General features: G+C 66.7%; 19 protein-coding genes. 8 read left to right on the top strand and 11 right to left on the bottom strand.

Annotation, left to right across the window (positions count from 1 at the left end; genetic code table 11):
• Positions 1-374 (bottom strand): hypothetical protein (locus JZ792_RS36200; RefSeq protein ID WP_216917408.1); only part of this gene is annotated, 374 nt, incomplete at its 3' end.
• Between the two features lie 18 nt (positions 375-392).
• On the opposite strand from JZ792_RS36200, the gene JZ792_RS36195 reads away from it, so the two are divergent.
• Entirely contained in the window at positions 393-572 is a 180-nt protein-coding gene (locus tag JZ792_RS36195; RefSeq protein ID WP_216917407.1) for a hypothetical protein, read from the top strand.
• Positions 573-577: 5 nt separating this feature from the next.
• Here the strand turns inward: JZ792_RS36195 and JZ792_RS36190 are convergent, their stop codons facing one another.
• The 3 genes from JZ792_RS36190 to JZ792_RS36180 form a co-directional block, all read right to left on the bottom strand.
• The gene (locus JZ792_RS36190) at positions 578-1,225 is read right to left on the bottom strand and encodes a hypothetical protein (protein ID WP_216917406.1); all 648 of its coding nucleotides are present in this window, start codon (positions 1,223-1,225) and stop codon (positions 578-580) included.
• Between the two features lie 412 nt (positions 1,226-1,637).
• Positions 1,638-2,102, bottom strand: coding sequence for a hypothetical protein (locus JZ792_RS36185; protein ID WP_216917405.1), 465 nt, complete (start codon positions 2,100-2,102; stop codon positions 1,638-1,640).
• A gap of 191 nt (positions 2,103-2,293) precedes the next feature.
• On the bottom strand, positions 2,294-3,223 hold the full coding sequence (locus JZ792_RS36180; protein ID WP_216917409.1) for an ATP-dependent DNA ligase: 930 nt from the start codon (positions 3,221-3,223) through the stop codon (positions 2,294-2,296).
• A 127-nt stretch (positions 3,224-3,350) separates the two neighbouring features.
• Here JZ792_RS36180 and JZ792_RS36175 point away from each other — a divergent pair, with 127 nt between their 5' ends.
• The 3 genes from JZ792_RS36175 (at position 3,351) to JZ792_RS36165 (ending at position 4,733) form a co-directional block, all read left to right on the top strand.
• Complete coding sequence (locus JZ792_RS36175; protein WP_216917404.1) at positions 3,351-3,557, top strand: hypothetical protein; 207 nt, start codon at positions 3,351-3,353, stop codon at positions 3,555-3,557.
• 175 nt (positions 3,558-3,732) lie between these two features.
• Complete coding sequence (locus JZ792_RS36170) at positions 3,733-3,936, top strand: cold-shock protein (protein ID WP_216917403.1); 204 nt, start codon at positions 3,733-3,735, stop codon at positions 3,934-3,936.
• Between the two features lie 482 nt (positions 3,937-4,418).
• Positions 4,419-4,733, top strand: coding sequence for a hypothetical protein (locus JZ792_RS36165; protein ID WP_216917402.1), 315 nt, complete (start codon positions 4,419-4,421; stop codon positions 4,731-4,733).
• A 552-nt stretch (positions 4,734-5,285) separates the two neighbouring features.
• Here the strand turns inward: JZ792_RS36165 and JZ792_RS36160 are convergent.
• Positions 5,286-5,561, bottom strand: a complete 276-nt coding sequence (locus tag JZ792_RS36160; protein WP_216917401.1) for a hypothetical protein — start codon at positions 5,559-5,561, stop codon at positions 5,286-5,288.
• 790 nt (positions 5,562-6,351) lie between these two features.
• Here JZ792_RS36160 and JZ792_RS43135 point away from each other — a divergent pair.
• The gene (locus JZ792_RS43135) at positions 6,352-7,296 is read left to right on the top strand and encodes a S1 family peptidase (RefSeq protein ID WP_216917400.1); all 945 of its coding nucleotides are present in this window, start codon (positions 6,352-6,354) and stop codon (positions 7,294-7,296) included.
• A 574-nt stretch (positions 7,297-7,870) separates the two neighbouring features.
• The gene (gene imuA' / locus JZ792_RS36150; protein WP_216917399.1) at positions 7,871-8,485 is read left to right on the top strand and encodes a DnaE2-dependent mutagenesis accessory factor ImuA'; all 615 of its coding nucleotides are present in this window, start codon (positions 7,871-7,873) and stop codon (positions 8,483-8,485) included.
• 69 nt (positions 8,486-8,554) lie between these two features.
• Here the strand turns inward: imuA' and JZ792_RS36145 are convergent, their stop codons facing one another.
• Together JZ792_RS36145 and mobF are read right to left on the bottom strand one after the other, a co-directional pair.
• Positions 8,555-8,929: a helix-turn-helix domain-containing protein gene (locus JZ792_RS36145; RefSeq protein WP_216917398.1), complete on the bottom strand. Its 375-nt coding sequence runs from the start codon at positions 8,927-8,929 to the stop codon at positions 8,555-8,557.
• 108 nt (positions 8,930-9,037) lie between these two features.
• A complete protein-coding gene (gene mobF, locus JZ792_RS36140; protein WP_216917397.1) occupies positions 9,038-15,118 on the bottom strand; it encodes a MobF family relaxase in 6,081 nt (2,026 codons plus the stop codon).
• A gap of 430 nt (positions 15,119-15,548) precedes the next feature.
• Between mobF and JZ792_RS36135 the strand changes: the two genes are divergently transcribed.
• Both JZ792_RS36135 and JZ792_RS36130 read left to right on the top strand, forming a co-directional pair.
• On the top strand, positions 15,549-16,247 hold the full coding sequence (locus JZ792_RS36135; protein WP_216917396.1) for a helix-turn-helix domain-containing protein: 699 nt from the start codon (positions 15,549-15,551) through the stop codon (positions 16,245-16,247).
• A gap of 6 nt (positions 16,248-16,253) precedes the next feature.
• Complete coding sequence (locus JZ792_RS36130) at positions 16,254-16,850, top strand: hypothetical protein (protein WP_216917395.1); 597 nt, start codon at positions 16,254-16,256, stop codon at positions 16,848-16,850.
• A gap of 65 nt (positions 16,851-16,915) precedes the next feature.
• Here the strand turns inward: JZ792_RS36130 and JZ792_RS36125 are convergent, their stop codons facing one another.
• From JZ792_RS36125 to JZ792_RS36110, 4 genes are all read right to left on the bottom strand, one after another.
• Entirely contained in the window at positions 16,916-17,605 is a 690-nt protein-coding gene (locus JZ792_RS36125) for a hypothetical protein (RefSeq protein WP_216917394.1), read from the bottom strand.
• A gap of 82 nt (positions 17,606-17,687) precedes the next feature.
• Positions 17,688-18,395, bottom strand: coding sequence for a hypothetical protein (locus JZ792_RS36120; RefSeq protein ID WP_216917393.1), 708 nt, complete (start codon positions 18,393-18,395; stop codon positions 17,688-17,690).
• A gap of 138 nt (positions 18,396-18,533) precedes the next feature.
• The gene (locus JZ792_RS36115) at positions 18,534-20,090 is read right to left on the bottom strand and encodes a hypothetical protein (RefSeq protein ID WP_216917392.1); all 1,557 of its coding nucleotides are present in this window, start codon (positions 20,088-20,090) and stop codon (positions 18,534-18,536) included.
• A gap of 136 nt (positions 20,091-20,226) precedes the next feature.
• Positions 20,227-20,700, bottom strand: coding sequence for a hypothetical protein (locus JZ792_RS36110; protein ID WP_216917391.1), 474 nt, complete (start codon positions 20,698-20,700; stop codon positions 20,227-20,229).
• Positions 20,701-20,865: the final 165 nt, after the last annotated feature.

Below are 20,865 nucleotides of genomic sequence, written 5' to 3'. Positions count from 1 at the left end.
GTCGGGATCCGGGGATCCGCGTGTTCTGTGCCGGTGGCGATGGACGCGCCGGTGTCGTGCGGTGATACCGGCGTTGCGGCGGGGTCGACGGGCAAGCGGGTGTGACGCCAGTGCGGGCCCATGCCGGTGCCGGAGCGGGCGTAGCGGGCACCGGTGTCCACTCGTTCGAGTACGACGCGTCCGACACCGGCCTCGCCGTAGGTGTGGTCGGGCGAGATTTCCACGACCCGAACGATTTCGGGCTCCTGATACGACAGCGGTGTGTTGATGAGCACGTCGCCGACCGACAGATCGGTGATCGCAGCGATGTGGGGGCCGTCGGTGTGCAGGGCGTGGTGTTCGACGGGGGAGAGGCGACGACAGTCCGCAGGCATTCTCGCCCAGCTGAATTCGTGGCGAGCACCGGTGGCGATTTCCTCGACGACCAGTGGGGAATCGAGACCGCTGGGGGGCTGTACCACACGAACCAGCAGGGTGTGGTGATCAGCGGTGATCACGAGTGGTTCGCCGGGCTGGACCTGCGTCAGCGGGGGACGCTCGGCCAGCGCGGCGAACGACGGCGGCTCGGATGAAGCGGTTAGCTCTGGCGGGAGTTGGCGACGCGCAGTTGGTACTGGCGTTGTTCTTCGGCCGCGATCCCGTCGAGCAGTTCCTGGTGGATCTGCGCCAGCAGCGGATCCTCGGGTGAGGCCGGGATCGGCAGATTCGCTGTGCGGCGTGCGTGTAGCAGGTGGGCTGCTGCCACCTTGGTCTGGATGTCGTGGCTGCGCCACAGCCTGCGGGCCAGCCCGATCAGGTCGTCGTCCGGGTCGTCGGCCCAAGGCGTCATCCACCGCTGCATCGACGGCAGTGCCGTCCACTGGGCGTCCATCCGCGCCCCGATCAGCGCCTCCCGCTCTGCCTGGCTCGGCTCCCCGTCCGGCTCGATCGGCTCCGGGAATTCGTAGCCGTCGTAGAGCTCGGCCAAAGCGCTCTCTTCGGCCTGGAGGCGGGAGTTGTTGGCCAGCCCGATCCTCTCCTGCTCGCTGGGCGAACGATGCTGATCGAGGCTGAACTGAACCACGTTGTGCTCCAGCAGCATCCTGGTCGTCTCTTCGATCCCCGCCCGGATCTCGGCGACCCGGCCGTCGAGGTACTCCTCGCGGCGCGCCTGGCTCCAGTCCCGGGGCAGTTCGTCCTGGTAGCGGGTCTCCACGTGAGTCCGCAGGCGGGGATTGGTGCTCATGGCCGGGTTCACTTCCGCCGACTGGGAAGAGGGTGGGTTCGGTGTTGTCACTGTCCGCCAACGGTAGCCCCTTGGCATCGTGAGGCATTGCCTCGCTGGTGTGGGCATCACCGATCTCCTCTGTAACCGTCGAATACGTAGCGGGAAACGAGACGACAGATCCAGTGATCCGCCGTCCCAGGAAAAACGAAATGGAGTCGCTGCGTCCGCGGGAGAGGCGATCGGGCGGCGCAACAACGAGACATTCGTCGAGGCCTCATCCACCACCGTGAACTCAGGTGATGGGAGCTGGTCCTCGACGTTATCAGCGCCCGATGACCCGCGCCAGCACCCCAGCAGGGCGTGTCGCGGTGCTGACTTTTCAGCTGCGTTCGGTTCTGCCTCACCGGCGGCCGTCGGGCGTCACGGATGCTCACGAGCGCGGCCTGAGTTTGACCAGACGCACGAATTCGCCCGCCAGTAGCAGGTCGTCGGCACCCGCTCCGCCGCCTTCGGGGGCGGACTCCGCGCCGCCCGGAGGGGCGATGGTGATGTGGAAATCACGCAATGCCGCGCGAACCCGTGCCGGGAGGTTCGCGAAATCGTCGGTCTCGCTCGGATCGCTCGCGACCACCAGCCGCGCTTCACGCGGTAGGTCGATGCCGGGCAAGACGACATCGACCACTCCGCTCATTTCGGCTTCTGTCAACGCCTTTCGTGCCGAGTTCGCGATCGCGACTGCGGACAGGAACGTCTTGACCACATCCCGACCGAACGCCGGTGCCACGGCACGGGCGATCTCACGCCCCGACGCGCCTCGGCCGAACTCACGCACCATGGCATCGACCAACGCGCGCCGTTCTCCGAGGAAGTTCGTCAGTTCGGTCTCGAGGTCCACCAGCCGAGCCTAACCTGACGGCCTGAATTCAGTCCAGTCGTATTTCAGTCCACCTCGGCGCGGGAGCTGCGTGCCGCGTCGAGTTGCCGCGATCACTCCGCTTCATGCAGAACCGATTTCGCTTCACCCGGTTCCGCTCTCATTCGGAGGCCGCGAGACATCTGGTGCTGACATGATCGGCTGGGAACGATTCAGTCGGCGCGATCGGGCAGCGTGACATCGTGTGGCGCCACGTCCGAGCGAAGGCCGACCCAACTCGGATGTCGCAGCGTGCCGACGAAATCTCGATAGTCCACGGCCCCAACGAGATCCGGGGCCGCCCAGCGCACCGACCTGCCCGCTTTCGGATAGTCGAGCGGGCGCTCGGGTCGGGCGAGCCGGTCCAGGCGCTCACGCAGCGATCGGCGCATTGCCAGTGTGAAGCCGGTACCGACCCGGCCCACATAGGTCAAGACCGAGTCGGGGCTGTACGCACCCAGAACCAGGGCACCGATGCCGTCTCCACCGCGAGCCGGAATCCAGCCCGCCACAACGACATCCGTACGGGATCTCAACACCGTTTTGATCCACAGCCGCGAGCGTTGCCCAGGACGATACGCCGAATCCGCGCGTTTGCTCAGGATTCCCTCGAGACGATGCTCTCTCGAAATCACGAGCAGCGTCGCGGGGTCGACGTCCGACCACGCCGGTGAGGTCCACACCAGCGGTCCCGACAATCCCAGATCGATCAACCGCGCCCGCCGCTCGACGTAGGAGGAACCCTGTAAAGACCGCCCTTCCAGTTCCAGCAGATCGAAGGCAACCAGCTGGACAAGGGTCGAACGGATCTGGAGCGGAGTCGGCGCACGCAACCACATCCGCCGCTGCAACCGCCGAAACGACGGCGCGCCGGTGACATCAGGACTGATCAGTTCTCCATCGATGACCATGTCCCGTCCAGCGGACAGCGCAGCCACCGACGCCTCCACCTCGGGGAACGATCCAGTGACTTCGCGCAGAGTCCGAGAAAAGATCCGAACGTCGCCACCACGAACGACCGTGACCGCCCTCATGCCGTCATATTTCATCTCGCGCCACCAGACGTGCGAATCCTCCGGCGGCCGCCCGGCCGTCGCCAACATCGGCTCCGGAATCACCACAACAGCATATCTGTGGCAAACATTTGGGATCGGTGACCACGGGAACGTATCAGACCGATCGGTCCGGCAGAATCGACCCGCAAACACTCACCGAGGAGACGCGAGAATCATGGATGACACTACCGGCGATCCAGCGGCCGAGATCTACGTCGAGGCACGCGACACCCCGATCGCGGGCGGTCGCTGGCATGTTCACCCGGACGACACGGTGCTCTACGAAAGGCCCGGCTCCGACGAACGCGAGCCTTCCACGATCAGCGCCGATCTGATCAGGTCATCTCAGTCGTGGAAGCGCCTCACCCCTCCTGGCGACTGATATCGCAGTCTCGGCTCCGCAGGGCGAGGTGTACGCCCGTCCGGCAAGACAGAAGGACTGTGGTGTCCAGGCGCGATTGTTCAAGGATGCGGAACCGATCCGATTTCGGCGGCGTTGACCTTGAAGACCGGGGCATTGCGTGTATCAGGCTCCGGCTGGAACAGAAAGAATGAATATGGCTCAAGGCGTCGTGAAATGGTTCAACAGCGAGAAGGGCTTCGGCTTCATCGCTCAAGACGGCGGAGGCCCCGACGTCTTCGTGCACTACTCGTCCGTCAGCGGCTCCGGGTTCAAATCCCTGGACGAGGGACAGCGCGTGGAGTTCGAGATCGGCCAGGGCCAGAAGGGTCCGCAGGCCCAGGACGTCCGCGTCCTCTGACACCCCGCAGGCTTCGACGGCCCCGCCACCACCGGTGCGGGGCCGTCGCCGTTGCACCACCCCCGCCCAGCCAGACAGAGGGCGGAGTCAGCGGAAGTTATTGACACGGAGTAGATTACAGATACTGCGTGTTCTTCTCCGGGGGTCGGCCATGCGTACGCGAACGGTCGGGCTCGTTCTCCGAGATCGGGCGCACATCGCGGGATGGTCACCGAGGGGGTGAACACCCGAAGCCGCGTCGAGCGGACTCGTTGCGGCGAGGTCACAGGGGGAATGTCGTGAACGGTGCCGACACATTCGGTCCGCTGCCAGATAGCCGACTCATCGCGAAGGTGTTCGCCCGAAGCGACATGGACGACGTCCGCGCCGTGCGCGGATCGATCCTGCTCGATTCCCTCGCCGGTTTGCTCGATGCGCACCGACGGCTAGCAACCCTGCCCGAAAGCAGTGATCCAGGCCGCAGGAGCGCTACGCCGGAGACTGTGGACACAGAAGTCGACTCGGTGATCGGCATATGGAACAGCGCATGCCGCCATATCGCCGCCATCGACAGCGAAGCCCACCGACTTTTCGGCCAGGCACCCCCTGGCGCCATCGAGCATCCCGACAGCCTCGGCGCGGTGTACGCGCGCCTGGCCTACCTGCACTCGCGCGCGTTCGACCGGTTCGTGCTCGACGGCCCCGACGGCATCGAGCGCCGCGGACTGGGCCGCGCCTACGCGGATTACGACGAACTCGTCCGCGACCTGGTCCGGGGTGTCAGATCCCTGCCCTCGCTCTCGGTCACGCCCGGCTGAGGATCTCGGTAGCCTGAAATTCGCCTGTCTACGGATACAAATAGGCACGCACCTGCACAGAAAGAAGCCCGAATCGATTACGTTCGAATACGTGTTCGATAAGTGGCCGCAAATCTTCGATCCGCCGCCGTACCGAGTGGTCGACCCTCCGCGCGCGGTCACGGTCGACCTCGGGCAGTTGATTCCTACGCCGGACGCCGGGTTCAATGCCAGCCGGTTGCCGCTCCGGGTTACCGCGGGCGGTCTCGCCGTATCCGGGAGTGCCCCGGGGCTGGTGCACGCCTGGGTCCGCACGACTTCTCTGCACTAGCCGCTGCGGTGCTGGGCAACGCCGTCACGCAGCCGGTCGCCGAACTGATCGGTGTGGGCTCGTGAAAGCGGTGAACAGCAAGCTCATCGAGCGGTTCTCCGAACCGATTGCCGCGTAAGCCAGGCCGAAACAGAAATCGCCCGCTCGGTTCCCTCCGGGAGGAAGGAACCGAGCGGGCGATGAGTGGAGGGTGTAGATGGAACCCGGACCGGCGGCCAGGCGCTGACCGGCCGGGGTACCGGTCAGCGCCTACCGCGATCAATGACGATCACGGTAGGCCAGTAGCGCCACCACAACGCGTGTATGCCTCGCAGCGCGGTGCACGCGAGGAACATGCTGGTGCTGGCAAGTAGTAGCGACCAGTGCGAGCCAGCATCCGCGGCCGAGGAATTCAGCGCGGCATCGGCGAGCACAGCCGAGGCCATGGTGCTGGCGGCGGTGAGCTGCCCCCGGCGGGTGAGCGTTTTCAGGGTGTCACTAGTCCGGCGGTGGGGGCCGGACTTACGGTGGAGGGGCATCGGTTCTCCAATGTGGAGATCTGTCGCGGCCTACGAGCCAACGTCATTCGCGGCAGATCGGTGTCGGAGAGGGGCGTCCTGGTGGGCGTCCCTCCTGGCCCTTCCCATTGAAATCGTGCCCGTGACCGGCTCGCCTATCGCTGTCACTTCGAAGTCTTTCCTCGAAAAACCGCTGAACACGGCCATGCCCATGTGTAAGTTGGCTGTCACTCGCTGACACTTTTGTCAGGACCATCGTCCGCGGTGCGCGAAATGCGCGGAGGTGGATTCCAGCACAAGGAGGACAGCAGTCGCGACTGACCAGGGGGTTAAAATAACTGATGCCCGTGATGCGCTGGCGGCTGGGCTAAAACAGTTGAGACTAAAGGCCCACCAGCTCACAGACGCAGAAATCGTGCGATACGCAAACGAGATGCTTCGCATCGACTACATGCGCGCAAATATGCAACACCGCCGCACCGGACGTCCTACCGACCTCCCCGCGCCGTCGCCGATTCGCAGCCGTCGGACCCTGTCCGGGTGGATGAACGAACGCAGGGTGCCGCCATCCTGGGAACAGTTGTGGGCGGTAGTGCGAGCGATAAGTACAACGGTCGGCGAGACTCCCTCGGCCACCCAATGGGAATCGCTCTATCGCGCTGCGGCGGCGACGCCACTGTCTAGCCCACATCCTCGGGAGCCTCTTGTCGGCACCAGGTTCCGTCCAGACGTGCACAGTCAGGAATCGCAAGAGGGAAAACCCAGCGGTATCCATCCTGGTAACCGATCGAGCCGACGCGGGATGCGTGGAGTGGAGATTCCGCCTGTCGAACAGTTCGCGGCAGGGCCGCGGCGAGCTGTGCTGGAGAGCTTGCATGAGTTGTACCGTGCGGCAGACGGCCCGGGGATCCGAACGATCAGCGAGGGTATCGCCGCAGGTGACTACCGCGCCACGATGAACCGTGATCTCGTCGCGAAGATCCTCAGCGGCACCCGATGGCCAACTGCATGGCAGCTCGACAGCCTGGTTCGATGGCTCGCGGTCAGAGCGGTCGACGACAGAACTCCCGAGACCGAGGCGCAGCGCTTTCAGGGCCTGCACGAGCGTGCTGCCGCTGCGAGAGATACGACTTCACGTCTGGTCAGTGATCCAAACGGTTCGGCGGTGCAGGTTGTTTCAAATCCTGGCCGCACGCGATACCAGGTCGGCATGGGCGTACTGCTGTCGTCTAATGCTGTCCTCACCCATGCATTCGTTCTTGAGGCACCGAGGCTTACCGCCCAGGGCAAAATGGCTTACAAGGTGCCTGAAGCAGTTGAGGTCATCCCGGTCAGTGGCAGATACCGGGCGCGATATCCGGGTCAGCTGGACTGGTGGGATGACAGCGATCAGCACGGTCTTGCGGTGCTGAAACTGGAAAAACCCATCCCGGAAGTCTCACGCATCCAGTGGACGACCCCCTCGCCGGACGCCAGGGTGCGGGTTTTCGGCATCGCCGACGACGGAACGGGCATATGGGCGCAGGGCACGGTGACCGGCCAGCATGGAGACATCTGGCAATTGGATCTACACAATGCTCCGCCACTCCAGGGAGGCAACGCGGGGGCGTACCAGGGGTTCGCCGGGGCCGCAGTTCTCGACTCATCGGGAAGGGCCGTCGGCATCATGACGAGCGTGTGGGCAAGGGGCACTCGGACCTACTTCATGACCTCAGCGAACAGCATTGCATCGAAGGTTCCGTCTTTCCGCTGGTGAGCAGGCCTATGGTTCACTCCCGTTTGCAGCCGCTCATTCGGAGAGGCTGAGTTGGATGCTCTGACGGTGCCGCGTACTGACCGGCAGTGGTGGGAACTCGTACGCGCCAGCGCAGAGGTAGGTGCAGTTAATACGGCGACCGGAGCCTGGATCGCCCAGGTGTCCTGCGCGATCTCGACGGGCAACGGCGCGGGCCAACTGGAGGTGTACCAGTGGTGCACCTCCAGAGCTCTGACGCCGCGCGACGCGCAACATCGACGACCACAGTAGACCTGGACACCTCGGGAGAGCAGTCAGCAGCTCTACGCCCCGCACGTTCAGCACATATTCGGCAATCGATCGGCGCGTGCTATCGACGCATCCGGTCAACTAGGGCAAAATAGAACATATGTTCGATCGACGCGGGGATGTTTCAGAAGACGGGAGAACCGAACAGCCGATCAGCGACTTGCCACGCGCTCAACAATTGCAGCGGCTACGCGCCAAGATTGCCGCTATCCCAGCGCGGTCAGGTACTGCGGATGTCCACGCCAGCGCACCGCAGCAACCGGGCCACGTTGCCGAAGACATCGAGGTGATCGCGATCGAGGGCCCGCTCGGACAACTTTTGCCGAACGGGGGACTGCCCCGCGGAAGTGTGGTCTGCTGCACCGGCAGCGCCACAATTCTGATGGGACTGCTGGCCGCGGCATCCGTTGCCGGGTGCCACGCCGCACTCGTAGGAAACCCTGGAGTCGGGTGGCTCGCCTACTCCGAGATGGGCGGCGATCTACAGCGCATCGCCCATGTCCTGCCGCCAGCGGGCTTCGACATCTTCGAGGCGGTCGCCGTTCTCACCGATGGCATCGACATTATCGCGCTCGGTGACCCGACGGTGGCCGCCTCACCTGCACGCTCACGGGTGATCGCCGCCCGGATTCGTCAGAATGGCGCGGTACTGCTGACGGTCTCCCCGAAGGCGATCCGGTCCTCGATCGACATCACCGCGCGCGTAGTGGCCTACGACGGCTTGGGTCAGGGGAGCGGGCGTCTACGCAGAATCCTGTATGAGGTCACGGTGACCGACCGCGGCGGCAGCCGTCGTAGTGCCCGGATGATCCTGGACGGCACACTGCCAGGTCCCGTCCGCTGGCATGCAGCACCCACATCACCGGCCGGTTCACGAACCGGGCTGGAACGCACCGGATGACCACTTCTCGCAAAGGCAGTCAGGCATTTCCTACCATGTCAGTCGAACGCGACCACGCCTGTAGGGCAGCTACCGGTCGCCTGCCGCATTGACCCGTTCGAGTACTTCGGCAACGAAGGCGTCGGGGTCGAGGTGATACCGGCCGGTCATCTCGCGCGCGTCGGTGATGGATATCAGCCTCATGCCGGTTTCGCGCTTCTCCACCGCGGTGAGGGTGAGTCCCAGTGCTTGGGCTACGGCCGCTCGGGATAGTCCGGATGAGCGACGGGATTCTTTCAGCACGGCCCCCAGCACTTCACGGGCGGCCTGTTGTTCAGGAGTCGGGTCGCCAGCGCCGAAGGCAGCTCTCCATGCGGCGTCCCGGAGCCCTGGAATGTAGCGTCGTTCGTCGAGGGGATCAGCACTGGACCCGCTCGGGCGCATGTCGTTGGTGTCGTCTGCCACGGGTGCCATTGTGCCTGCGTCGGTGATCGTTGACCACACCTAACGATGACCACGCTAAGCATTGGCGGCACAATCGGTTCCACTGTTCTTACCCGGGACTACGTGTTGCTACATCGATGGTCCGCGGCGGCGCTTGGTGGGGTCGTGAGTGGGACGTCGATCGCGGCGACGTCCGGATGATCGGGTTGCGCGTGAGCCAGTCACCGGCCCCACCGGGGTGGACTCGGGTGTCGCTTCCTCAGCGCGGAGACGTTCTTCCTCTGCGCGGGTGTGTTCGTCGAGTTCGTCGCGGCGTTGCTGTTCGGCGATCGCGGCGTTGAGTGCGGTGGTGAGTTCGGTGATGCGTTGTTCGGTCTGGCGCTGCTGTTGTCGGTGGTTCTGGTTGCGTTGGGTGTCTTCGGCGATGGCGGCGGTGAGTTCGCGGGCGAGGGTGTCGGGGTCGCTGGTGCGGGTGAGGATGTGGTCCCATCGGTCCGGGAGCGCGCCGAGCGCGATCGCGGCCGCGCGGGTTCGGGTTGCCTGTTCCTCGGCCTGACCGTGACGGGTAGTCAGTTCGGCGAGATGGGTTTGGGCGGTGGTGATGTCGGTGTCGAGTTGGCGGCGGGCCCGCCCGCGCGGGTGCTGGGTGTCGCGGCGGTGGGTCAGGGTGGCCAGTTCGGTACGCGCCCGGGCCACGTCGCGGTCGAGGGTTTCGACTGTGGTGTGGTCGGTGCGGGCGGTGGTGATGGCGTCGGCTTGGGCGTGTAGGCGAGCGTGGGTGGCGCGGGTCTGGTCGGCCACGGCGGTCGGGGTGAGTGTGGTGTAGGCCGGTTGTGCTCGGGTGCGGCGCAGTTGTTCCCCCACGCTGGCGATTTCGTGGGCGAGGCGCGTGGTGCTCAGCATCTGTAGCCGGTTACCACGCAGCCGTTCGGCGACCTCGGCACTGCTGGAGCGTTGACGCTGCCGCGCGGTCGTGTCGGGGCGGGGCAGGGTGGCCACCGGCACGCGCGGCGGGGTGAGTAGTGGTTGGTCCTCGCGGGGCTCGTCGACGGTGTCGTCGGTGACGGTGGTGGTGTCGTCGGTGGTGCGGTTGGCGGTGTGTTCGGCGCGTAGGAGTTGGCCTTCGAGTCGTTCGACCTCGGCGCGAGCGGCCAGGACGGCGTCGAGGTCCAGGCCCTCGGCGGTCTGGTGGGCGAGGTCGAGATGTTCGAGACTGACCGGGACGCTGGCCTGGGCGGTGGCGACATCGCGCCAGGCGTGCTCTTTCTCCTCGGCGAGGGCTTTGGCGGTGTCGGCGGCGGCGCGGGCGCTGTCGGCTTCCATCCCGAGCAGGCTCGCGTGCAGGTCGAGTGTCAGCGCGGCGAGTTCGTCTCCGTCGGCGTGGACGGTGGCCGCCTCGTGTTGCGCGCTGGCGTGCTCGTTTTCGATACCGGTGGCCGTTTCCTCGGCCAGGGTCCATTGGTGGTGGGCCTCGGCCGCGGCGACGCGGGCCCGGTTCTGACTGTCGGCGCTGCGGCGCAGCCCGTGCAGCATCGGCGCGGCCGCGCGCCGGTGGTGTCCTTGCCCGGCCAGGTGCGCCGACCACAACTCGTGCGCGCGCCGACGCGCGGTGTCGAGGTCACTGCGCAAACGGGTAACACGCTGGCGGGCAGAGAGTTCGGCGTAGGGCAGCGGTGTCGGGGTGGCGGGTGTGGTGAGATCCCAGTCGCTCAGCGGCGCCACATCGAGCACACCGACCAGCACCGGTGGTGGTGTGTCCTGGACTTCGACGGGATCGGCGGGCGGTTCCTGGGATGCCAGCGCGCTCAGGTAGTCCTCGTCGACGACCTCGCTGGTCGTTACCTGCTCACCGTCGAACAGCGACCGCATCGCCGGTGCCGGTTGGTCGGCGGGGTCGGGTGGGAGTTGTTCGAGGTCCGGCGGCGGTTGCGCGGTGGTGAGTCCGGCGTGGTCGGGGTCGCTCGGGGCAGGAGTGTTGCTCAGGGTGGCGATGCGGGCCGTGAGCGCGGTGACGAGTTCGCTCGCGGGCAATAGGTCCTCATCGGCGCGGTCGCGCAGAGTTTCGACGGCGAGGTCGAACAGATCTGCGGGCAGCCACCGATTTCCGGCGTCCTCGACCGCAGCCAACAGTCCCGCCCATCCGGGATCGTCGAGGATCGCTGCGACCTGTTCGGGACCGAGGAGACGTTCGAGGTCCGATAGCCAGGTCGGGCGGAACACCTCGGCGTGTTCGAGATGCAGCGGGATCAGGGTGCGGGCCAGTCGCCACCACAGGGCGGCGGCGGGATGCTCATCGGGCAACGGCCGTTCGGCGGCGACGGTGTGGACGAGGGTGTCGATGTCGGTTCCGGTGCGGGCGGCGCGGGTGAGGTGTTCGGCGAGCACCGGCCAGTACGGGTCTTCGGTCAACCGGGGCTCGATCCGCTGCGCGAGCGGTGCCCAGCGGGCGGCCGCGCGGTGTGGGCTGCCCAGCAGTGCGCTGATTTCTCGGGTGAGGCGGGTTTGGTAGCGGCGTTCTCGGATCGCGAAACGTGGCGGGCCGGTGGGGCGTCGGTCGGTGTCGGGGACGGCGGTCGCGGCCCGCCACACCGCGAGGTCACCCAATAGTGCGGTGTCGGGGGAGATCAACGCCCGCGCCCACAACGGCGCGGACTGGGTCGTCCACTCGCCGGTGGTGGTGCGGATCTGGTCGGCGAGGTCGCTGATGAGGTCGGCGCGGGCGCTCAGGTAGGGCCCGTACACGGGATGCTCGTGTAGGGGCTGGGGGATTCCGGTCAGCCACGGCAGCGACCCTTGTCCCAGGGAGTGGTCCCCGCTGCTGTCCAACCGCCAATCCAGCACCGCGGCGACGTCATCAGCGGTATCGATCTCGCGGGCGTGATAGGCCAGACGCAGTTCGCTGACCGCGTCGGCACCGGTGATGGCGATCGCGGCGAGATGCCCGCGCAGGGTTGCCCACGCGGGTTGATCGGTGAGGCCGGGGTGCAGGTTCTCGGCTTCGGTGTCGATGCGGGTGAGTTCGCCGGGGTGGAGGAGGTTTTCGGCGGCCGCGCCGACGGCGTGGACGTAGGCGTCGGTCGCCGGGGCGAGGCGTCGGGTGGGGTCGTGGAGTTGGTGGGCGGTGGTGGTGGCCGATTGTTGGGAACCGTCGCGGGCCAGGATGCGGGTGAACATGTCCACCGCCGTAGCGGGATTCATCGCGGCGTCGCTGACCAGGGTGTGCTCGTCCCCGCTCAACGCGGTGGGGAAGTAGACGTGGTTGTCTCGTGCGCCGCGGGTCAACGCCATGTAGAGGTCGTTGCGGGTCTCGAACCCTGTCAGGACGGTGTGGCTGGTGTCGGCGGTGATGCCTTGGGAGGTCATGATCGTGGCCGCGTACCCGAGGATGACTTCGGTGGCGACGTAGTCGGCGGGTAGTTGTGCGCGTAGTCCGGTGTGGAGGGCGGTGACGGTGAGTGCGCCGTCGGGGTGGACGTGGTCGACGCGCCAGCGGGTGCCGTTGCGGACCCAGTCGGTGGCCGAGACGGTGAGCCGTCGCGCATTCTTGGTGGTGCGGATGACATCACCAGCGGAGGCGAATGTGTCGTCGCGGAGCCGGGTTTCGGGTCCGGTATGCCCGTGGGCGGTGAGGCGGTCGGCGCGGGCGCGGGTGTTGAGTTCGCGGGTGATGGCGTGGGTGGGGGCCATCATCACCGCGTCGAGTCCGGCCGCGCAATCGTCGGCCCAGGCGGTGTAGGCGGCATCGGCGATGGTGGTGGCGTCACCGGCGTGGACGCGGGAGTGGTCGAGGTAGAACCCGATCGCGGCCGGGTCGCCTTCGCGTAGGGCGAGGGAGGCGGCGGCTTCGTCGTGGCGGGGATTGTTGTGTTCGTCGCGGAAACGAATGACGTGATCCAGACTCGACGCGCCGTGGGTGTCGGCGATCGCGCGCACGATGCCCCCGGCCGAGATCGCCGCCAATTGCTTGTCGTCACAGATCATCCGGACACTGCCACCGCGACCCAGCACATAGTCGATCACCTGATCGAGTTGCGCGGTCGACGCTAAGGCGGCCTCGTCGATCACCACCACCGAGCCCTCGCCGATGCCGGTGACCCAGTCCGGGATCCTCGCCTCTATCCCCGCTGCGGCGGCGAATTCGGCGTAGCGGACGCTGTCGATGAGTTTGTCGATCGTGTCGCAGGTGACCCCGATCTCCTCCCGCAACACCGCGGCCGCGTTCGCGGTCGGTGCGAGCCCGATTACCGTGCCACCCTCACCACACCACGCGGCGGTGAACACCCGCATCGCGGTCGTCTTGCCCGTCCCTGCCGCCGCCAACGCCAACTGCACCCGCGCCCCCGAGGTCGCGAAGTCACGGATCAACGCGACCTGACCCGGATTCAACGGCTTGTCGGGATGGTTGGCTTCGTACTCGAGCAACGCGATCCCCACCCCCACCTCGCTCGCGCGGCGCCCGTCACGGCGGGCGGCGGCATCGAGGATCCGCGCCTCGGCCTCCAGGATCGGTGTGCTGGTGAAGGACTGGGCCCCAGCGGTCACATACACCGCAGTTCCGTCGCGGCGGCGCAGCGCGGCCGGTTCCTCGAAACGATCCGGCAGTTCGAGTGCGACACTGCGCGCCGGGTCGAGGGTGGCGGCGATGACGCGTGCCACCATGTCCTCGACCATTTCCGGTGCCAGGTTCGCCGCGCACACCATCCGCTGGGCTTCGGCACCGATGTGGTTGATCTGCCAGGTCGCGCGATCCCGGGACACGCGGTCGACCACGGCGTCGGCGGTGACCTCGACCCACGCCTGCCACTGCGACGACGAAAGCCGCACATCCTGCTCGGGCATGTCGGGATGCAGTGCGGCGGTGATCATGTCGGCGACCGCCTGTCGCGAGCCCACATGCGCCACGGCCTCGGCGTGCCAGGTGGCGCGTTGGTCGGCGTGCGTGCGTGGTTCGTGTTTGGCTTGGCGGGTGTCGGTCGCCGCGCGCGCGGCGAGGTCGTAGGCTTCGCGCGGGGAGGGTTCGCGTCCGTAGGTGCGTTGGAAGTCGCGCACGAGTTCGGCGCGGCGCGCTTGGATCGCGGCATCACGCGAGGACCACAACGCACACAACGACTCGGAGATCCCCGCGACCGCCCGCGTGCCGCGTTTGTTCGGATCGGTGTGCGGGTGCTCGACGAAACGCACCCCGAGACGCTGACGCAGCAGGGTTTCGATGCGGGTGTTGTAGACCTCGCTCGCCCACACCGCGAACTTGTACAGGGTGCGCCCGTCCAGGGCCAGCCAGCGTCCGTCGAGGGTTTGGACCTTGTTGGAGATCGCGATGTGGGAGTGCAGATACGGATCCCCCGCACGCGAATCACGGTGGGTGAACAGGGTCGCGATCACGCCGGTGACGTCGACTTGGGCGACCCCGTTGGCGCCGGTGCGGGTGAAGACCGCGTTGTTCTCCAAGAACTCGATCGTGTAGGCGGCGGCGTCGAGGTGGGCTTGCTCCACCACCGCGGAGGTCTGTTTGTCGGCCAAAGCCCACAGCGCGGAGATGGACTTGTGTTTCGGGAACAGTGTGAAGTCGTATCCGGCGCAGGCTTGGGTGGTTTGACGCGAGTTACGCGCGATCCACGACGACAGTTCCCGCTCGTCCAACGGCGGGCGCCCGTACTCGTCGCTGAACATCGACCGGCCCAGGTCGGTGCGGATCTTCGCCCGTACCTCGTCGGGCACGGGGGTGTTCCAGGCCAGGCCACGGGCCACGTTGTGGTCACTGAACGCCGCCGCGACGGCTTGCCGGAATTGTGATGCCTGCGAGTAGACCTTGAACGGACTACCCAAGCGGCTGTGCTCGAGTGCGTCCTCTGCGGCGCGTTCGGCGGCGCGGGCCGCGGCGGTGCGAGGAGTCATGCCGCGGGCGAGGTTGCGGCGGAAATGGATCGGCGCGAGTTCGTTGATCTTGATCGCTTCGATCGCGTCGGCCTCGGGGTGGCGCCCCAACCCATACAAGGCCTTCATCTGGGCCTCGGTGACCACATCACCAGCCTCCACACCCGCCAGCCCCGTCAGGCCTGAGCCCATCCAGCGGCCGGGGGCTTCGCCTTTCATCGAGTAGTAGTCCGACAGGGTGGCGGTTCCGCGCTCGCTGGAGTCCATCGCGGCTACTTGCTTGGTGAGGTAGGTGTAGCCGTCACCCGCGCTCAATTTATGCAGGTTGCCTCCCACCCCATCGACGCTACGCCCGGAAGTTAACGGCCAGAATGCAAGAGATTTGTAGCAAGCGAGTGTGAGGAAATGCAGCCGGGCAAGGGGCGCTGGGGGAGACGGCGACACGGAAAGGTCGACCGCGAGACAACGGTAGAGGATCGGGGCAGGTGAGAAGGCTGGAATCAGGGCGGCGATGGAAAAAGTCACACAGCGGAGATGAATCGATACGACACGGCGCCGCGCCGATTTCGCCTCGCTCACCGAATTCGCGACCGATGAAATCCACCCAATTTGGGTGGATTTCATCGACACCACCTCCGCGCGGCCCGCGCGCGGATCCGCGGCCGGTACAAAGGGCAGTGACGCGGACGCGCGTTGATCGCGCGAGGGTGTCCGACAGCGCGCGTAGGTTGAGCGCACGTGGCCGGCTGGAACGAGGAGGACCGCGATGGCGGCACAGACCAGAAAGCCCGCGGTGGCAGCACGCCGCGACGCACGAGCCCGCCTCGCGGCGCGACAAGCCAGAGAATTGCAACGGCTCGAACTCGACGAAGCCGACATGACCAACTTCGTCGAATCCCAAACCGACCTCGACGCCGCCACCACCACACTGGACGGCGAGCTGCAACGCGCGGGCCGACAACGCGATCAACGCATCAACACCGCCGTCACCGACTTCCACAGCGCACTCGAACACGGCCCAACCACCGGCGCCCCCGACCACGCGAGCCGAGACGCCGCGTCGGGTGAGCCGGGGTTGACCGCACTCGGTGAGGCCATCGACCAGGCCGCCGCCGACTACCGCACCGCAGCGCTGACAGCGGCGCGGCAGTGCACGGTGAACACCGCCGGTGCCCGTGCACGACAAGGCCACGCCCTGCACCGACTGCGCGAGCGTGGCATGAGCGTGGCCGACATCGCCGAGGCGACCGCGTTGTCGACCACCCGGGTCTCTCGTCTGATCAAACACCGCAACATCCCCGACACCGATCACACTGTGGGCACGGCCGCGATCGTCTCGACTGTCGGGAGCGACACGGCGGGCGGGGACGTGACCGCTCCGGCGGCGACGCCGACACCACCGGTGTCCGGCGCCTCGGTCGTCGACCGATCGGTGCCCGAGGCGTTTCCGAGTGGTTCGGTCTGACCGACGGTGCAGCAGTTCGAGATTCCGGGCCTGGACCTGGCGGTGCCACCGGCTCCGGTCACGACGTCGACGTTGGTCTACGACCCTGCTCTGCGTCCTGGTGAGGACACCGCCGCTGCGTTCTGGTCCAAGGTGGTGTTCACTGCCGGGTGCTGGTTCTACACCGGCGCGGTCTCCGACGGCTATACCCGGCTCACCTTCCGGCGTGGTAACCGGCAGCGCACGATGTACGGGCATGTCTTCGCGCTGCTGCTGGGCGGGATCGAACTGCCCGACGGGGAGGTCGGTGCGCACGGCTGCAACGAGACGTTGTGTGTGCGTGTGCATCCCGACCACGTGCAACCCAGTACCCAAACGAACAACATTCGCTATGCCGTGGCCCAGGGCCGTCATCGGGGGCCGCGTCCCGGGGCGATCGACCCGCGGGGCCGCCACGGTCGCGCGGTCGCGATCCGGGCGGCGCTACTGGGATCGGGCAGGGAGCCGCGCCTGGACGCTGTCGCATTGGCTGAGGCGATGTGTGTGCCGAGCACCCCGACCTTGGCTCTGTTCGACCTCGATGACGAACACGCTGACCCGCCGTCCACTCGGGTCACCAACTGAAGCGGCCCGGGACCACGTGGTCCCGGGCCGTTTCAGTCGTGAGTGTGGCGCGAATGCTTCGGCGCTCACGTGATGCCGGCACGAACCTCGGCACGAACCTCGGCGAGTACCTGGCTGTATCGGGCTGGCAATTCCGCACCGTCACGGATCAAGGTCAGTGCGTCGATGAGGCGCTGGACCCTGTCGCGTTCTGCGGTCACCTTCGCGATCTCGGCGTTCATTCCCGCGACTTGCGTGGTGAATTCGCTGATGGCGTCGGTGGCGTCCCTGACGGCGGCGATGTGGTGCATCTCGGCCAGATCCTCGCGCGCGGCGAAGTCGGCGAGGACGGCGGCCAACAGGGCGCGGGTGCGTTTGGCCGTCGCGGGCGGCGCGGCCTCCGTGCCCCAGGATCCGTCCTCCCGGGTGACCAGCCCCCGCCCGGAATCGGCGAGTCCTGCGATCTCGATCGAGTGGACCGAGTTCCAGCCGACCAGACAGCTTCGTTGGACGGTGAGCCGGTCGCGGTTGCGGGAGGATTCCGTGCCTGGGGTGTCGATGCCGTAGGCGAAGAAGAACCGTTGGGCGGTATCGGTCGCCAGCGCTTGGTCGACGCGAACGGTGATCGCCCCTCGGATGTGAGGTGCGGTGACGGTGTAGACGACACCGCCGGTGGAGTCACGGCGGACTTCGGTGTCGGCGACGCCGAAGGCGCCCAGGTCGAATCGGCTGGTGCGCGTGACGGGTGTGGTTGCGGTGGTGGGTTGATCGGGCATGGCCCTGTCCTCCGAACTGGTCGAAACTCTGACTGTGCCCGGCGTCTTGCCGGGGCTCGAGATCGTCGGGACGCCGTCTGGTCTATCGGGTGCGTAGGTTCCGCAGTCCTGGGAGTCGGTATTTGTTCTGATCGGTCCACGGGTGGGATTCGACGACTGCGCTGAGGGACTCGGCGCGCGATCGCTGGCGGCGGCGATCGGCCTGGTGCTCGGCGATGGAGGTGTCGAGTTGTGCGATTTTGCGCTGTACTTGTGCCAGTGCCGCGCGGGCTTCGTTGGCGGCGGCGGCGCGGTTCAGTTCGTCCAGATCGGGGCGGGAGCTGAAGTCGAGCAGCAGCGCCACGATCAGAGCGCATGCCCGCTCGACGGTGGCTGGGGGTGCGGGTGCAAGACCTCCGTAGTGTCCGAATGTTCGCAGGACCCTGCGGGTCTGGTGCGGGTCGTCGGGACCCCCGAAACTCGCGAAGTTTTCGACGCTGATCTCGGATCTGCCGCACAGTCGGATCCCGTTTACGTCGAGCCGCTCGGGCCATTGCGCGGGATGGTCGCTGTCGTAGGTATCGACGCCGTAGCCGACCGACACCGAATGCGATCCGCCGTATCTGGCATGGGCGATGCGGATGCTGACCGCTCCTGTGATGCGGGGCGCGGTCACGTGATAGACGACTGCGCCGGTGCCTTCGGGTTCGGTCCATACCTCGGCGACGCCGAACGGGGTGAGATCGATCGATCGGCGGTCTCGATCCGCGGCCGTGGTCGCCGTGGTGGCAGTGGTGGGTTGATCGGGCATGGGCCCGTCCTCCTGGTGATCGAGGTGACGCGGCAGCCGGGCTGTTGTGCCCGGCTGCCGTGAGTGATGGGTGGTTGTGCCCTGCCGCGCTCGGAGGTAGTTGCCTGCGTTGGTGTGGCGGCATCGGCAGGAGGTCGGCTAGCCCGACATGTGTGTGCCCCACGCGTGGTTGATGATCTCGCCGGTGAGCGTGTCGGAGTCCCATACGCCCACCCGGACGCCGTGATCGCTGGCGTAGGCCATGATCCGCTCGTCGTCGACGCGGATGAATTGCAGAGTGTCGCCGGTGCCCATCGTGTTGTGGTGCACGATCAGCCCGCGTTGGTTCAGTTCGAGTTCGGCGGCCAGTTCTTCGGCTGCGAGGTCGTCGGGTTTGCTGCCCTCGGCGGGCCGGGCCGCGATGAACTCTTGGTAGCTGCGACGCGCGTGCGCCACATCGCCGGGGGTGAACGGGAGGTAGCCGCCGCCTGCGGCGATCAGACACGGGCACAGGTCTTCGCTGGGTTCGACCTTGTCTTGCAGTGCGGACAGAGCGATGTCGACGGCGTCGCGTATGCGGATCAGGCTGTGTCCCTGCGCGATGATTTCACCGCTGTCGTCTTCTTCGATCCTGACCAACCAGTGCAGGTGTTCATCTCCCGGTCCGGCAAGACCGGGATCGTTGTTGGCGATGAGCGCGGTCAGCGGGCCGCGACCGGCGTAGCGGCTGCCGATCCTGGCTGCGATGACCAGGCAGCCACCGCCGACATGGAGTATCTGCGCCGATCCGAGCAGCCGGGTCAGTCCTTCGATTTCGGCGCTGTACCGCTGCGCGAGCAGTTGAGTCTGCGACAGGGGCGCGGTAGCGGGCGGTTGTGCTTGTGACCATGTCTGGGGCAGCCAGCCACCTCGGGCGAGGTGGAAGTCCAAGCCGGTCATCAATTCCAGGGCCTGGCCCTGCTCGGTGGTGCGGTCCTGCTCGGGAGCGTGTTCGATGAACGGTCGCTGTTGTGTGTGCCGGGTCAAGCTACGGATCCGGGCAAGGGTGGCGGTCGGTGAGATCCGATGGGCTGCCCACACGCGGGCACCGATCTGGAAACGCAGCCGTCGGGTGTCCGCGGTGTGGATGGTGGTGGCGCGGTGTCGCCGCCCGACGAAGTCCAGTTCGCCGGGATCGATCGCGGTATCGGTGAGGGCGCGCTTGGCGCGGTAGTGCATCGTCCCGTCGGCGGCCAACTCGAAGCGGGTCGCGGTGGCCAGTCGCGGTGGAACAGTCCATTCGTGGTGATCTTCGGGAATCCCGAACCAGCCGCCCGGATCCTCGGCCAGACGTACGACTACGCCGTCGGTGAACTCGACGGCGTCACCACACAACGGGCGCAGGCGCGTGGACTCCAGTACCTCTCGGGCGGCGCGGGCCGACGCCACGTTCTCCTGCTCGGCGTCGGTCCACGTCCGGACGAGTCCGTCGGGGATCACGACCATTTCCGGGGCCACGGCGGTGACGGTTTGATCGACGGGGTCGTAGGTGCGGCTGTCGAGGATGAGGGTGCAGTGCTGGCAGCAGTACAGCCCCGCCCATTCGGCCTCGGTGAATTCGATCGCGATGCCTTCGGTGTTGCACGGTTGAAAACCGGCGACGTCGGGGCGGTTGCCGCACCGACAGGTCCAGTTGTCGTCGGAGAGCGCTTCGATTCGGATGATCGTGTCGTACATGCTGGTTCGGTACTCCTGATGAGTGTGAGGTCCCTGGCTCGTCGCTTCGGAGCCGGGGACCTATCGAGAGGTGGGCGACGTGTCGGCGCCCGCGAGGGTCGGCGGCCCGGGGTGGACCGCCGACTTGCCGGGTCGCTCAGCGCGGGTGGGCCCAGAGCTGGACGGCGCGGGGAGCGGGGTAGTCCAACCGCGCCGACATGCGACGACCCCAACGGCGGTTGAGGGTGCCCACGAGCAGTCCCGAGAATCGGACGCGTCCGAAGTGCACACGCTGGCCGTCGTCGATGGTGACCGCCTCGAGGTGCACGCCCGAATGGATCAGCGGCCCGGCGGAATCGGTGTGGTGCAGGGGTGCGAGTATCGCGACGACCGGCAGGGCATCGGGGGTCGGTTCGGCCTCGCACCAGTCGGGAACGTCCTCGAATTCGGCACCGGGTTTCATGCGGTCACAGATCCCGACCAGCGTGACGTAGGAGGGCGGTTCGGTGAAGGGATCGGCGTCGGTGACGGCCCGGTAGACCGGCAACCGGATCCCGGTGAGCGCAGCGGGCAGCGTGGTCTCCGCCGGGGCGGTGAAGACGTCGTCGGGGCGCAGGTGATGACGGTTCATGGTGTGGTGCTCCGTGAGGTGCAGGGGCCCGCGGGGCTGCCGTGGGCCGGTGGGGTCGAGCGGGTACGGTTCGTGACGGGGCACCGGGCAGTCACAAGCTGTCCGGTACCCCTCTCGCGGGTGTGTGATCGGCAGTGGTTCGGGGGGGTCCCCGTGCACGAGGGC

It is taken from the genome of Nocardia noduli, assembly GCF_019038455.1.
GTDB classification, from domain to species: Bacteria; Actinomycetota; Actinomycetes; order Mycobacteriales; family Mycobacteriaceae; genus Nocardia; species Nocardia noduli.
This window is presented reverse-complemented; position numbering and strand designations above follow the sequence as displayed.